The organism is Serratia sp. BNK-33-b, assembly GCF_048684565.1.
Classification (GTDB): domain Bacteria; phylum Pseudomonadota; class Gammaproteobacteria; order Enterobacterales; family Enterobacteriaceae; genus Serratia; species Serratia marcescens.
Map to the genome: position 1 here is coordinate 2,402,923 of NZ_JBLQTZ010000001.1, position 14,426 is coordinate 2,417,348.

At 60.8% G+C, this 14,426-nt stretch carries 7 protein-coding genes; 4 read left to right on the plus strand and 3 right to left on the minus strand.

The features are described from left to right. The first annotated feature begins 1 nt into the window (after position 1). A complete protein-coding gene (gene pqqF, locus ACMGGK_RS11440; RefSeq protein ID WP_420276906.1) occupies positions 2 to 2,317 on the plus strand; it encodes a pyrroloquinoline quinone biosynthesis protein PqqF in 2,316 nt (771 codons plus the stop codon). 139 nt (positions 2,318 to 2,456) lie between these two features. Here the strand turns inward: pqqF and ACMGGK_RS11445 are convergent, their stop codons facing one another. Beyond that, positions 2,457 to 5,492, minus strand: coding sequence for an autotransporter domain-containing protein (locus ACMGGK_RS11445; protein ID WP_143778986.1), 3,036 nt, complete (start codon positions 5,490 to 5,492; stop codon positions 2,457 to 2,459). Positions 5,493 to 6,399: 907 nt separating this feature from the next. On the opposite strand from ACMGGK_RS11445, the gene ACMGGK_RS11450 reads away from it, so the two are divergent. Beyond that, on the plus strand, positions 6,400 to 8,493 hold the full coding sequence (locus tag ACMGGK_RS11450) for a putative bifunctional diguanylate cyclase/phosphodiesterase (protein WP_033640356.1): 2,094 nt from the start codon (positions 6,400 to 6,402) through the stop codon (positions 8,491 to 8,493). Here the strand turns inward: ACMGGK_RS11450 and ACMGGK_RS11455 are convergent. After that, positions 8,490 to 9,686, minus strand: a complete 1,197-nt coding sequence (locus ACMGGK_RS11455; RefSeq protein WP_016927754.1) for an MFS transporter — start codon at positions 9,684 to 9,686, stop codon at positions 8,490 to 8,492. The genes ACMGGK_RS11450 and ACMGGK_RS11455 overlap by 4 nt on opposite strands. Before the next feature lie 149 nt (positions 9,687 to 9,835). Between ACMGGK_RS11455 and ACMGGK_RS11460 the strand changes: the two genes are divergently transcribed. After that, positions 9,836 to 10,753, plus strand: a complete 918-nt coding sequence (locus ACMGGK_RS11460) for an ABC transporter substrate-binding protein (RefSeq protein ID WP_016927755.1) — start codon at positions 9,836 to 9,838, stop codon at positions 10,751 to 10,753. Positions 10,754 to 10,808: 55 nt separating this feature from the next. On the opposite strand, the gene ACMGGK_RS11465 is transcribed toward ACMGGK_RS11460, so the two are convergent. After that, entirely contained in the window at positions 10,809 to 12,584 is a 1,776-nt protein-coding gene (locus ACMGGK_RS11465; protein ID WP_420276907.1) for a sigma-54-dependent Fis family transcriptional regulator, read from the minus strand. Between the two features lie 277 nt (positions 12,585 to 12,861). Here ACMGGK_RS11465 and ACMGGK_RS11470 point away from each other — a divergent pair, with 277 nt between their 5' ends. Further along, the gene (locus tag ACMGGK_RS11470; protein ID WP_049299200.1) at positions 12,862 to 14,382 is read left to right on the plus strand and encodes an aldehyde dehydrogenase family protein; all 1,521 of its coding nucleotides are present in this window, start codon (positions 12,862 to 12,864) and stop codon (positions 14,380 to 14,382) included. The last annotated feature ends 44 nt before the right edge of the window (positions 14,383 to 14,426 follow it).

Consider the following 14,426-nt stretch of genomic DNA (forward strand, 5'->3'; position numbering starts at 1 on the left):
GATGGCACCCGCCGCCGCTTCGTGGCAGCTCGATAACGGTTTGGCCGTCAAAGCGATAAGCGACCCTGCCGCCGACGCCGCCGCCGCGCTGGTGCGCATCGAAGCGGGCAGCTTTCAGGCGCCTGCCGCCTGGCCCGGCCTGGCGCATCTGCTGGAACATATGCTGTTTCGCGGCAGCGCGAACTTCAGCGCGCAAGATGGGCTGATGGGCTGGACCCAGGCGGCCGGTGGCCGGTTAAACGCCACCACCCAGGCCACGCAAACCGCGTTTTTCTTTGAGGTGGGCGCCGCCCATCTGGCGGATGGGTTGGCGCGGCTGAGCGATATGCTCGCCGCTCCGCAGCTGGCGACTGAGGCGATCGCCCAGGAGATCGAGGTCATCGACGCCGAATACCGCCTGCTGCGCGCCGATGTTGAAACCCGCTGCGAAGCCGCGCAGCGGCAGATGTTCAGCGGATTTGACGCGCTGCATCGCTTTCATATCGGCAGCCGCGCCGCTTTCGGCAGCGATATTTCCGCGTTGCAGCAGGCGTTGCGGCAGTTTCACCACCATTATTACCGCGCACCGAACATGACGCTGTGGCTGCAAGGCCCGCAATCGCTTGAGCAACTGCATGCGCTGGCACAGCGCTACGGTGGCGGCTTGCCGTCGGGCAGCGCCGCGCCGCCCGAGACATTGCCGCCGCTGGCCGCCGGGCAAGATTACACGCTGTCTCTTCCCGGCGCGCCGCAGCTGCGGCTGGTGTTTGCCCTGCCGCACTGCCGTTCACGCGGCTGGCTGCGACGGCTTGAGCGTTTATTGCTGGACGACGCCCCTGGCGGGCTGTTGGCACGGCTGCGCGCGCACGCGTGGGGCGACGCCGTTCGGCTGGATTATGCCCGCTGCGGCGAAAACAGCGCCCTGTTGAGTTTTATTTTCACCGTCAATCACGGCTCGGCGTCTGAGGCCGCCCATATCGAAAGCGCCTTGCTGGCATGGCTGCAGGCGTTGAACGCGCTGACACCAGGCCAGCTCGAGCATTTCGGGCAACTGGCGAACCGCGATTTTCACCGTCTGGCGCCGCTCGATCAGCTGCGGGCCAGAGCGTTTGGGCTGCCGCCGACGGAACAGCATGACGACTGGACGCGGCAACTCGCTATGCTGATGGCGGCGCCGCGCCGCCGCCTGGCCGTGCAGCCCGAGGGGGGCGGTGAAACGCGCGAAATCCAAGGGCTGCCGCTGACCCTGCGCCCCTTCGCCGGCGCCGCGCTGGCGCCTACAGCGGAACCTTTCCGCTTTTTCTCAGCCTCAGCGGCGCTGCCGATCCCGCCCTTGCCGGCCGGCCAGGCGCCGCTGCGGCATCTGCGTTCCGGCGAGGCGCAGCCGGTGCTGTTGCTGCGCCCAGCGTCGCATGGCGCGCTCAGCGAAGAACAGGCCTGTGGCTTGCAGGCGGCGCTGCGCCCTAGCGCGGCGGAGCTGGCGCATCGGGAGGGACATTTAAGCGTCGAACGCCACCAGGGCGTGTGGCTGCTGCAGCTGGCGGGCAGCCACGGGCTGATCTGCCACGGCCTGAACGTCGTGAACCGGGCTCTGGCGGCGCAGCCGCCGGCCGTCATCAACGAGGCGGCGAGAAACCTGCGCCACGCGCAGTTAAAACAACGAAACGATATCGCCATTCGCCGCCTGTTGGCCCAATTGCCGGCGGCGCTGAACGTCTCTACGACAACGGCGCCACACTGGCATGCCACCCTGGTCGGCGGCGATGGCGAGTTAAAACGGCGACTGTCACATTTGCTGTATGACTTCCCCTACGCCATAACGGCTGAGCCGCAAACGCCGCCGCGTTTACATCCCCCTGTCACGCTGACGGAAAGCGGCGCCGAACACGCCTTGCTGCAGTTTTACCCGCTGCAAAACGATGAAGCCGAAGGCCGCTGGGCGCTGCGCGTGCTGGCCCGGCTTTACGCGCCGCGCTATTTTCAGCGGCTGCGCGTGGAACGCAACGTGGGCTACGTGGTGCAATGTGCCTTCCACCGCTGCACCCATGCCGAAGGCCTGCTGTTCGCGCTGCAATCCCCGACGTTCACCGCAGAACAGCTGCGGCAGTTAAACGATGAATTCTTGCTGCAGATGCATCATGAGCTGACGCACGTTAGCGTTGGAGAGCTGGAGCAAACGCAACAGGCGCTGCAACAAAACTTGCAAGGCCTCAGCGCCGAGCCGTTGCAACGTGCGCGGGAGATTGCGTTGGAAAATCGCGCGGCCATTGCCGCCGCTGCGCCGATCACGCTGACGCAATTGCGCTATTGGCAGCAGCGTTTGTTTTCCTCTGATTGATTTACCCGGCGGCGAACACCGGCCGGGGGAATAGGTCGCGGAGAAAGTATCGCTCATGCCGCAGAAGGCCGGCTGGCCGCGAAAAAAAAGCCCCCATCGTCTCAATGAGGGCTGAATAAAGCGAAGCATGCAACCGCGATCAGAAGCGCCAGGTCAGACCGGCGTTGACGCTGTTGTCCTGGTGGTTGGACGACAGCTGCCCGCCGTAGCCAAGGGACAGGACGGCGTTTTTGTTAATCGATACATCGACGCCCGCTTTCAGAATCGCGCCATCGCGAGAAACAGGCACGCTGTTCACGTCGAACGCCGCATCAGTGCGTTTGAACATCAGCTGCGTTTTACGCTCCAGCTTGCCGTACTGATGCTGCCAACCCAGCTCGCCGCGCAGCGCGATCGCCACGCTGTCGGTTTGCCACTCGGTGTCGGCGCGCAGACCCAACGTCGAGGCGGTGGCGGACTGACTTTGTTTGTCGCCGCGCAGCGCCGCTGCCCCGCCTTGTTCGTTGATCTCCTCGTTACGGTAATGGGTATACGCCAGGTTGGCGAACGGCTCAAGGTTGACCGCATCGCTCGTCCAATCGTAGCCGCTTTCGATGAACAGCTGACCGGTGCGCGCGTTATACTTGGCCTTCTCGCGATCCGACTGCGCGCCGTAGTTCACCGAACGCGAGGTGTCGATGCGATGCCAGGTATAGGTGCCGCCCGCTCGCAGCGCCAACGCGCCGAAGCGTTTGTCGCCGTACAGCCCCAGATGGTAGTTGTCGCTGTGAGCATCTGACTGATAACCTCCATCCAGCGAAGTGCGGGTATACCCGGTCATCATGCCAAGCCGGCCGTCGCCAAACAGTTCGCTGTCCAGACCTAACAGCACGCCATAGGTGGAGGTCTGGTAACCGGTGGCGTTGTCGTTGCCGGAAGCATGCCCCCAGCTACCCAGCAGTTTCGCCCAGGCGCCGTTGTCATCCGCTTTAATGTCGGTAGCGGTGCGGCGGCCTTCCGCCTGGCGCAAGCGCTCGGTGGCGGTATCGCGCAGGTAACGGCTTTCGTTGATCTGGGCGGAAGCCATATCCGCGTGGATCTGGCCGGACAGTTGACGGGTCGCCTGTTGCAATTCTCTGGCCGAGGTGAAGCCGAGGAAGCTTTCATAGACCGGATGGCCCGCCACGATGCTCGCCTCTTCGTTCACGGCTTGCGCCTCGCCCCCATCGCTTTGCAGCAGGTTGGCCTCTTCGGCCGCCGGGATCGCCACGCTGCGTTTGGCCGTTTCCGTGACCGGTTCCGTCGCGTTGAGCGTCTCCACCGCACGAGCTACCGCTTTCTCGTTCTCAGTGCTGGCCAGGCTGTCAAAGCTGGCGTCGGTGCGCGTGATGCCAAGGCCGACGTCATTGCCCCGATAATCCAGCGCGACTTTAACAAACGGATACGATGGGTTGGCGTTTTCGAATCTACCGGTAACGCCGTCCGTCGTGGTCAGGATGGTGTACTTGTTGCCCAGCAGACTCTGCGCCTCATTCTGCGACAGCAGGTTTTGGCTGCGTTCCAGGCTGACATTCACACTGCCGCCGTTGAGGAAAGCGCGCCGCGCGGCGATCTTATCGCTGCGGCCATTGTCCGCCACTTCCACGTTATACTGCGAACCGCGATCAAAAATGGCATCGTGCAACACATGCAGCGTGCCGATGCCGTTGCCCGGCGCGACGCTGCCGCTCCGAGCCGCTCTGAAGGCGCCTACGGTGCCCTCGCCGGACAATGTGCCGCTATTTTCGATATAGACGTTGGATGCCACCGAACCGTCGATCGCCAACACGCCCTGTTTCACCCAGGTATCACCGCGATAGGTGTTATTACCCAACAGCGCCAGCGTACCGGCGCCCGTTTTGGTCAAGCCGCCGTGCCCGCTGATGTCGTTACTCCACGAATCGAAATCGCATTCGCTCGACGTGCAGCGCCGCTCAACCGGCGTGCCGGGTTCGACGATATTTCCCAGGCCGGGGATATTCACCACAAACTGTTTCTCACTGTAGGAACCCGGCACATAATATTCCTGCGGGATATCCTCTTTGGTAATAAACATTTTCGGGCCGTTGATCGCATCGCGTAAATTGACGCGCCCCCAGCCGAATAAATTATCAATGCCGGCAACGCCTAAATCGGTGGCGGTGGTTTTAATGACTGCAGATATTTGATCGGCGCTCATATATGGGAAGCGCTGCATCAATACGGCGGCGACGCCGGTCACATGCGGCGCCGCCATTGAGGTGCCGGATTTGTTGCCGTAACCAGGATTAAGCGACAGCTCGCCCTTATTATAAGCTTCGCGATTCACGGCGCCGCCGGTATTGGACTCCAGCCGGCCGACGGTGCTGTAAATATCAGAACCCGGCGCGGAAACACAATAGCTGGCCGTTTGCCCGCAGCTGGTCGAGGAAACGCTTAACTGATTTTCGTCACTCAGGTTGGTCACAATCAGGTAATTATTCAGTACGTCCGGGAAAGCGTAAGGCAGTGACTTTTGCGCTTCCGGAATATTGTAATTGTTGTAATTGCCCGCCGAGAAGACGATCAGCTTGCCGTGCCTGGCCGCCCGCAGCAGCGTCGACATGGCGCTGTGCCCGCCGGTGGGCACCGGTTGTTCGCTGCCCCATTCCACGCTGGATTTGCTGCGCATCATCTCGGCGATCACTTCGCTTTTTACGAATGCCACGTAGTCCGGCCTGCCGTTCGGCAACCAGATGATATCGCCTTTGGCGTCTCGCCGTATATCCGGCGCGATCCCCCAGCTGTTATTGATGACGCGAGCCGCGCTCTGAATCAGCTCTTCACGGCCGTTGCGATTACCGTAATCATTCAATTTGGTGCCGATAATATCCGCGTCGAAAGCGACGCCGTGCATGCCTGCGCCATCTCTTTTAGCCGCAGCGATACCGGCTACGTGCGTGCCGTGATCGCCGAAAGACATATTATCTTGTTTATCATACGAGAAATTATAACTGCCGTTATCCAGGCGCGTCAGTTTACCGGAGAATTCAGAATGGGAAAGAATAGCGTTATCGATAACGCCGATGGTTATACCTTTTCCGGTATAGCCTCTGGCATAGGCGAATTCGGCGGAAATAGCTTCAAGCCCCCATTGGCGATTAAACTCCGCGGTTTTCCAACTGTCAGGCGCGCCCAATCGACCGGGATCCTGATAAGCGGCAAGAGAAGAATGAATGGATAAGCCATAACAACCCAGAAAAACGCAATACGCTAACTTCAATCTTTTATTAAGTATCATTTTACGCTCCATGTTTATTTATACCCAGAAGAAAACTTACGTTTTAACCGCGCTGAAACCTCCTATGATCGTGAAACGACGGATAACACATGCGGACCCGGCGCGGGCCGCACGAACAGACATGCTGAGAGATGCAAATGGGCGCGGACAGACAAAGGGATGTCATCGCGCCGGGCGCCTATGGCGCAGGCGTCTGGAGAGGAGGCGAATGTACGTTTGCCGGCGCCGTTGCGCCGGAATGACCCGACCATCGGGACCGGGCGTAAGGATCAGGCTGTGGGTACATTTCGCTTCATCATCCAGTTTTGCTAATGATTTTCATTCGCGAGGCTATCTTATATGTAAGCAAAGTGTCAACAGATGAAACAAAACATTTCTTGATTTGTATCATGACTTTTCTCTAAGCGCCGAGCGACGGTGCTGCGATAACCGCTGAAGAGTGCATGAAATGACGGCTATTGCCGCCATAAGTGAGATTTTTATCAGTGAATACGCATAGCGGCGACAGTGCAGACGATGGAAGAGCATGAAAACACCTGAATATTTCATCAAATAGAAACATCAGATTGATTAATTTTTATGGCAATAGCCCACCGTGGTCGGAGCACTTATTTTTCGATGCAATATAAGAGGGGCTTATAAATAACAGGAGTATTCCTAATGCGTTCTTGTGTAATCTATTTCATGCTACCAGGCCGGTTTTTAGCCGCGTCCGCTGGCTATTCCTAATTTCATTGGCAAGACTATATTGAAAGAGGCTCTGCTATAGAGCACGAATATGGGTAATTTTCCGAGGAAATACCGCATGACCCTGTTGCCCAAGCAGAGCAATAACAAAAATCCGATTGATCTCTATAGCGAAATCGTAGACGACTTGCCGGGTCTGATTTGCTTCGGCAACCGCCTTGGCGGTTACTTCAATAAGCAGTGGCGCGACTATACCGGCGCCATCGCCGGTGAGCACGGCGCCGCAGACTGGCTCGATGCCCTGCACACCGACGATCGCGATCGCCTGGCCGCGCAATGGCGCCAGGCGATCGTTGCCCTCTCCTCGTTCGCCGGCGAAGCTCGTCTGCGCGAGCGCAGCGGCGCCTACCGGTGGTTCATGCTGGCGTTTAACGCCCGTCAGGACGGCATGGCGCAGGAGCCCAGCTGGTATCTCACCGCCACCGACATCCATCCGCAAATGCTGCAACGCCAGCAAAACGTTCAGGCGCTCTCTATCCAGCAAGACATGCTGGACGCCAGCGTCGACTGCATCAAAGTCATCAATCACGATGGCACGCTGCGCCACATGAATCGCTCCGGCAGCCTGGCGCTCGGTCTTGATCCGGCGCAGAAAGAGTTTGGCATGCCCTGGCTGGGGCTCCTGTCCCCCGAGATCCGTCGCCGCGGCAGCAAGGCGCTGCGCAGCGTCAGAGCCGGAAAAAATGCGCGCTTCGCGGGATTGAGCGTGACGCCGCAGGGTAAAAAACAGCACTGGGACAACATTCTCACACCGGTCAGCGACGAACACGGCGCCGTGGCCGAGATTTTGTGCGTCTCGCGCGACGTGACGTCGCAACGCGTGATGGAACAGCGTCTGTTGCTCGCCAGCGAATATGACGAATTGACCGGCCTGCCCAACCGACGCTTATTCAAGAAAAAGCTGAAGCAAGAGATGAAGCGCGCCCTGCACGGCAAAAAGTCGCTTGGGCTGATGCTGCTGGATCTTGACCACTTCAAGCTGGTGAACGACACGCTGGGCCACGCGGCGGGCGACCATCTGCTGCGGGTCTTGGGTAAAAGGCTCAGCGCCTGCATGAATGCGCATTCGTTCGTCTCCCGCCTCGGCGGCGACGAGTTCGCCGTGGTGATCAGCGACGTCGAAAACGAGCAGGATATTTTCCGCATCGCCAACAAGTTTCTGCTGCAGTTGGAGACACCGATCACCCACGGCGGCAAGACGCTGCATTGCGGCATGAGCATCGGCGGCGCCATCTATCCCAAAGACGCTCGCGACGCTTCGGAGCTGATGAAATGCGCCGATACCGCGCTGTATGAACTGAAAGACGGCGGCCGCGGCGGCGTCTACATGTTCGATCGCAAGATGATGGACAAAGCCCGCGCCCGCGCCAGCCAGCTCAACTACGCGCGCCAGATCGTGCGCGACAACTGCATCCGCCCCAGCTACCAACCGAAGGTCTGCCTGATCGACGGCAGCATCGTCGGCTTTGAAGCGCTGCTGCGCTGGCACTGCCCACAAAACGGCGTACAGCTGCCGGCGACGGTAAGCGAGGCGTTCAACGACTACGAATTGGCAACCAAGATCAGCGAAGCCATGCAGCTGAAAGTCTTCGCCGATATCGCCCGCTGGCGCGCGGCCGGCGTGGCGGTACGGCCTATCTCGCTGAATGTGTCGCCGATCGAGTTTTTACGCGACAACTACGCCGAAACCTTCCTGCAACGCCTGCTGAAGTTCCGTATTCCCCATCACCTGATCGAACTGGAAGTGACCGAACACGCGTTCAACAAGCACGGTTCGAAATACGTACTGCGCGCGCTGCAAATGCTCAAAGAGATGGGTATCCGCATCGCGCTGGACGACTTCGGCACCGGCCACTCCTCGTTCAGCCATATCATGGACTACCCGCTGGACTGCATTAAGCTGGACTGCGACTTTATTCAACGCATGAACACCGAACCGGCGATCCTGGCGATCGTGGAAAGCATCGGCATTCTCGGTCAAAAGCTGTCGATCGATATCATCGCCGAAGGCGTGGAAACCGAGCAGCAGCGCCAAACGCTGTGCGAAGCCGGTTTCCATATCGGCCAGGGTTTTCTGTTCAGCCGGGCGGTCGAGTCCCAGCAGGTGCCCGAGCTGCTGCAGGCGATGCCGCAATCTGTCGAGGGCCGCTAAGCGCCCTGCCGTTCGCCGAACGGCGCCAGTTTCATGCCGACCAGCGTCACCACGCAAATGACCGCCCCGGCGTAAAAGGTGGACGCGGAACCGAACAGCTCCCACAGGGTTCCGGCCCCGAGACTCGCCAGCAGCAATGCCACGCCGCTGATCAGATTGAACATGCCGAACGCGGTGCCGCGCAGGTGCGCCGGCGCAGTGTGCGCCACCATCGCCGCCAACAGTCCCTGCGTCATGCCCATGTGCACGCCCCACAGCGCCACGCCAAACAGCACGCCCGCCCAATGATCGCTCAGCGCCAATACCAGATCGGCGGCGATCAGCACCAGCAGCCCGGCTTTCAGCAATCCTTCATGACTCATGCGGTCGGACAATTTGCCGAACGGATAGGCCGAACAGGCGTAGACCAGATTCATGGCGACCATCACCAGCGGGATCAACGCCAGCGGCGTGCCGCCCTGCTGCGCCTTCAAGACCAGGAACGCTTCACTGAAACGCGCCAGCGTAAAGATCGCGCCGATGCTCACCACCCACCAATAGCTGCGCCCCAACAGCCGCAGGTTGGCGCGGGTAATCGGGTTGGTGCGCTTGTGGGTTATCGCGGCGGCCGGCTCTTTCAGGCCGAAAAACAGCAGCGCAATCGCCAGCGCCGCCGGGATCGCCGCCACCCAGAAGATGGCGCGAAAATCGTTGTGCCACAGCAGCATCAGGCCGACGGCCAGCAGCGGTCCTAAAAAGGCGCCGACGGTATCCAGCGACTGGCGCAGCCCGAAAGCCGCGCCGCGGATCTCCGGCGGCGTCACGTCGGCCACCAGGGCATCACGCGGCGCTCCGCGGATGCCTTTGCCCACGCGATCCAGCAGGCGCGCGCTCATCACCATGCCAGACGACGACGCGATGGCGAAAAACGGTTTGCTGATGGCGCCCAGCCCGTAACCCAGCAGCGCCAACCCTTTGCGTTTGCCGAGATAATCGCTGAGCACGCCGGAGAACACCTTGACGATCAACGCCGTCGCCTCCGCCAGCCCTTCGATCAACCCGATGACGATCACGCTGGCACCGAGCGTCGTCGCCATAAACAGCGGTAACAGGCTATGGATCATCTCCGAGGAAACGTCCATCAGCAGGCTCACGCCACCCAATACCCATACGCCGCGCGGTATGCGGCCCAACGTAGCGAAACGCGACGACATGGTTCATCCTCGATCGATTCAGCGCCGCCTGAGGCGCCTCATGATTTTTCCAAGATTGGTTAGTTGATTTTGTTCGTTCACAGATCTGCCGCCTTTAGAGATAGTGCAACGACCGTGTGACACCCATAATAATGAAGGTAATTAACATAATGATATATAGCAAAAAAATGATAGTGATTGCGGCGCTGCTGAGTTTTTCCGCCGCCGCCGCACCAGGCGTGGATCTCGTCGCCAACGAAACGCCGATCCACACGGTGAAAAACGCCGAAGCCGTGGCCAAAATCCCCGCCGGCTTCCGGTTCGTGGAACCCGGCACGCTGACGGTCGCCATTTCTCTGCTGGGCAGCGGCCCGCCGTTCGGCCTGTACGCCCGCGACAATAAAACGGTGATTGGCAGCGAGGCGGACATCGCGCGCCTGGTGGCCGACGGTTTGGGGTTGAAACTCAAGCTGGTGCCCACCTCGTGGGAAGACTGGCCGCTGGGGGTGGCCTCCGGCAAATATGACGCCGCGGTTTACAACATCACCGTGACCAACGAACGCAAGACCAAATTCGATTTCGCCACCTATCGGCAGGATACGCTGGGTTTCTACGTCAAATCCGACAGTAAAATCACCCAGATCAAAACCGCGCCGGATATCGCCGGTAAAAAGATCATCGTCGATTCCGGCACCAATCAGGAAGCGGTGCTGCTGGCCTGGGACAAAGAGAACCGCGCCAAGGGATTAGCGCCTCTGCAACCGGTGTATGTCACCGACAAGGCCGCCTCCACGCTGGCCATTCAGTCCGGCCGCGCCGACGCCACCTTCGGGCCCAACGTTTCCGGCGCCTATCAGGCGCGGCTGACCGGCAAAACCCGGCTGGTGGGCATCGTGCCCGGCGGCTGGCCGAAGACCGCCAACATCGCCGTCACGCTGAAAAAAGGCAACGGCCTGGTGGACGCGGTGCAGGCTTCGCTCAACAGCGCCATCGCCAACGGCAGCTATCTGCAGGTGCTGGATCGCTGGGCGGAGAGCGACGAGAAGATTGCCCATTCCGAGATTAACCCGCCGGGGCTGGGGGACTAGAGTATGAACCGGCCCCGCATCGAGGGGCCGGTTATTGATGAGCAATCATGCCGCCTCATTCCGCCGCCGTTTTCTGCCTTCCCAGCTTGCGGTACAGCGTGCTGCGCGAAACGCCGAGCGCCTTCGCCGCCCGGCTGAGATTGCCGCCCGCCCTGTCGATCGCCGCCTGCAGCGCCCCCTGATCGGTATCGGCGTTCTCTTGCCGCGGCGCCAGCACCGCGATGGACTGAGGAAGATCGTCCAGGGTAAGCACCGCATGATCGTCCGCCAGCGCCAGCAGCACCTTGAGCGTGCTCAACAGTTGCCGCACGTTGCCGGGCCACGGATAGCGCGCCAGCATCGCCAGCGCCTCCGGCAACAGACGAATGTCGCGCCGCTCGCCGCCCAGCTCTCGCCATAGCTGCAAAATGAAGGCCTCCAGCTGCGCCCGCTCTCTGAGCGGCGGGATGCGCAGGCTGTATTCCTGTATGCGGTACAGCAAATCCTCGCGAAACGCCCCCGCCTCTACCTGCCGATGCAGATCGTGGTGCGTGGCGCAGACCAGCGCGAATTCGACCGGATAAGCGCTGCGGCTGCCAAGGGGCGTGACCGTTTTTTCCTGTAACACCCGCAGCAGGCGCGTTTGCAGGCCCGCCGGCATGTCGCCGATTTCATCGAGAAACAGCACGCCGCCGTCCGCCTCGCGGATCTTGCCGATGTAGCCTTTCGGATTGGCGCCGGTAAACGCCCCCGACGCATAACCAAACAGTTCGGATTCGATCAGCGGCTCAGGCAGCGCCGCGCAGTTGATCGCCACAAAGTTGCCGTTGCGCCAGCGGCTCTCTTGAAACAGGCTGCGGCTGAAATGCTCTTTACCGCAGCCGGTTTCGCCGGTCACGCACAGCGAAAGGCCGGCGTTGAGAATACGCAGCGCTTTCTGATGCTGCTCGTCGTGCCGTTCCGCCGGCGGCGCAGAACGCAGAGCGCTGACGCGGCGCTGCGGCGCCTCAAGCAACGAATAATAGTGCTGTTGATTGCCGGCCAGCGTCTGGCGCGGTGCGCCGGAAGGCTGTCGCAACAGGTCGGGAAACAGTTGGGTGAACTCAACGGAGCCGAATGAGGCCGACGAAAGCCGGAACTCCATCATCGCCAGTCGATTGGCGGCGATCAGCACTTCGTCGTGAAACACCAGCAGCAGCTCTTGCGCGCTGCCCAGGCAGCGGGCATCGACGTGCAGGCGCAGCGTCCAGTGGCGATCGGCGATCGCGCTTCTGACCCAGCGGTGTTCGATATGCCGCACCGCCTGCATGATCAGGCGCTGTGCATCGCGGTACGGGCGCTGCGCGGGGGCGGAGAGATCCAGTATGCCGGCAATGCGGCCATCCGGACGATAGATCGGCGCGGCGGTGCAGTTCAATCCGGCATTTTGGTTGAGAAAATGCTGGCCGCCGCGCACTTCGCAGAATGCGCCCAGCGCCAGCGCGGTGCCGATGGCGTTGGTGCCCCGCTCCGCTTCTCCCCACTGGTTACCCGGCGCCAGCGCAAAGCGCGACGCCTTATGCAGAAAGTCGGTATTGCCGCGGGTTTCCAGCACCAGCCCGCCGGCGTCGGCGATCACCACAATGGCGGGCTGGCGCGTAATTTGCGCACCCAGTTGCTCGATCAACGGCTGTACCCGCTGCGGCACCCAATCGTTGCGGCTGCGCAGCTCTTCAAGCAATCCGGCTTTGATAAACGGGATATGTTGATCGGTGCGCGTCAAACCATAACTCTGGCTGCGTTGCCAGGATTCCGCCAACGGCTGGGTCAGCACGCTGGCGCCCTCTGCGGGCAAGCGGTCGTCAGACAACATGCGTTTCTCCCCCCCGTTCGCGAGTGTTGCAAATGTGTATCATAAATGTGTACCAGGCGTTGCGACACGGGACACAAAAAATCATCGGCGGCCGCGGCACCGCTCGATTGCCTTACCCCTGTCAATGCCTAACATTTTAATAAATAGCCATTTTTTTACTAATGCTACGTCCATCGCTAATCTGGCACGGGGCGTGCTTCTCTGTGCTGCGGCGACAGGCCGCACTCACAGGCGCAGCGCAATAGCGCCGGTTATCATCTGCAGAGAGGTGCTTCACATGAAATATGTTCACCCCGGTTTGCCTGGCTCGCTGGTTTCGTTCCGTAAACGCTATGGCAACTACATTGGCGGCAAATTTGTCGAACCGGTATCCGGCAACTACTTCACCAACACCTCGCCGGTGACCGGCCAGCCGATCGCCGAATTCCCGCGTTCCGACGCCAAAGACATCGAGCTGGCGCTTGACGCGGCGCATGCGGCGGCGGACGCCTGGGGCAAAACCAGCGTGCAGGAGCGTTCCAACGTGCTGCTGGCGATCGCCGATCGCATCGAATCGCGGCTGGAGATGCTGGCGCTGACCGAAACCTGGGACAACGGCAAACCGATCCGCGAAACCCTGAATGCCGATCTGCCGTTGGCGGTCGACCATTTCCGTTACTTCGCCGGCTGCCTGCGCGCGCAGGAAGGCACCGCGGCGGAGATCGACCAGAACACCGTGGCTTACCATATCTATGAACCGCTGGGCGTGGTCGGCCAGATCATTCCGTGGAACTTCCCGCTGCTGATGGCCGCCTGGAAACTGGCGCCAGCGCTGGCGGGCGGTAACTGCGTGGTGCTGAAGCCGGCGGAACAAACGCCGCTCGGCATCAGCGTGCTGATGGAAGAGATCGGCGATCTGCTGCCGCCGGGCGTGCTCAACGTGGTGCAAGGTTTCGGCGGCGAGGCCGGCGAAGCGCTGGCGCGCAGCAAACGCATCGAAAAAATCGCCTTCACCGGTTCCACGCCGGTCGGCCGCCACATCCTCGCCTGTGCGGCGGAGAACATCATCCCCAGCACCGTCGAGCTGGGCGGAAAATCGCCGAACATTTATTTTGAAGACATCATGCAGGCGGAACCGGAGTTTATCGACAAAGCGATTGAGGGGCTGGTGCTCGGCTTCTTCAATCAGGGGGAGGTGTGCACCTGCCCTTCACGCGCGCTGATCCAGGAATCCATCTACCCGCAGTTTATGGAGAAAGTGCTGGCGCGTATCGCTACCATCCGCCAGGGCGATCCCTTCGACACCGAGACCATGATCGGCGCCCAGGCGTCAAAACAGCAGTACGACAAGATCCTGTCCTACATCGACATCGCTAAAAACGAGGGGGGCAAAATCGTTGCGGGCGGCGAGCCCGCCCAGCGCGGCGACGAAGTGCAAAACGGTTTCTACCTGCAGCCGACGCTGATTACCGGCAACAACAGCATGCGTTTCTTCCGCGAGGAGATCTTCGGGCCGGTGATTGGCGTCACCACCTTCAAGGATGAGGCCGAAGCCCTGGCGCTGGCCAACGACACCGAGTTCGGGCTGGGCGCCGGGCTGTGGACCCGCGACATCAACCGCGCTTACCGCATGGGCCGCGCGATCAAGGCCGGGCGCGTATGGACCAACTGCTACCACCTGTACCCGGCGCACGCCGCGTTCGGCGGCTACAAGAACTCCGGCATCGGGCGCGAGACCCACAAGGCGGCGCTGTCGCACTATCAACAGGTGAAAAATCTGCTGGTCAGCTACGACGCCAAGCCGCTGGGCCTGTTCTGAACCCGGCGTAATGACAAGAAGGCCACCCGCAGGTGGCCTTCTTT

Excerpts from the sequence above, each read along its gene's own strand:
- ACMGGK_RS11450 (WP_033640356.1), top strand. The coding sequence starts at position 6,400 with ATGACCCTGTTGCCCAAGCAGAGCAATAACAAAAATCCGATTGATCTC.
- ACMGGK_RS11465 (WP_420276907.1), bottom strand. The coding sequence starts at position 12,584 with ATGTTGTCTGACGACCGCTTGCCCGCAGAGGGCGCCAGCGTGCTGACC.
- ACMGGK_RS11460 (WP_016927755.1), top strand. The coding sequence starts at position 9,836 with ATGATATATAGCAAAAAAATGATAGTGATTGCGGCGCTGCTGAGTTTT.
- pqqF (WP_420276906.1), top strand. The coding sequence starts at position 2 with ATGGCACCCGCCGCCGCTTCGTGGCAGCTCGATAACGGTTTGGCCGTC.
- ACMGGK_RS11470 (WP_049299200.1), top strand. The coding sequence starts at position 12,862 with ATGAAATATGTTCACCCCGGTTTGCCTGGCTCGCTGGTTTCGTTCCGT.
- ACMGGK_RS11455 (WP_016927754.1), bottom strand. The coding sequence starts at position 9,686 with ATGTCGTCGCGTTTCGCTACGTTGGGCCGCATACCGCGCGGCGTATGG.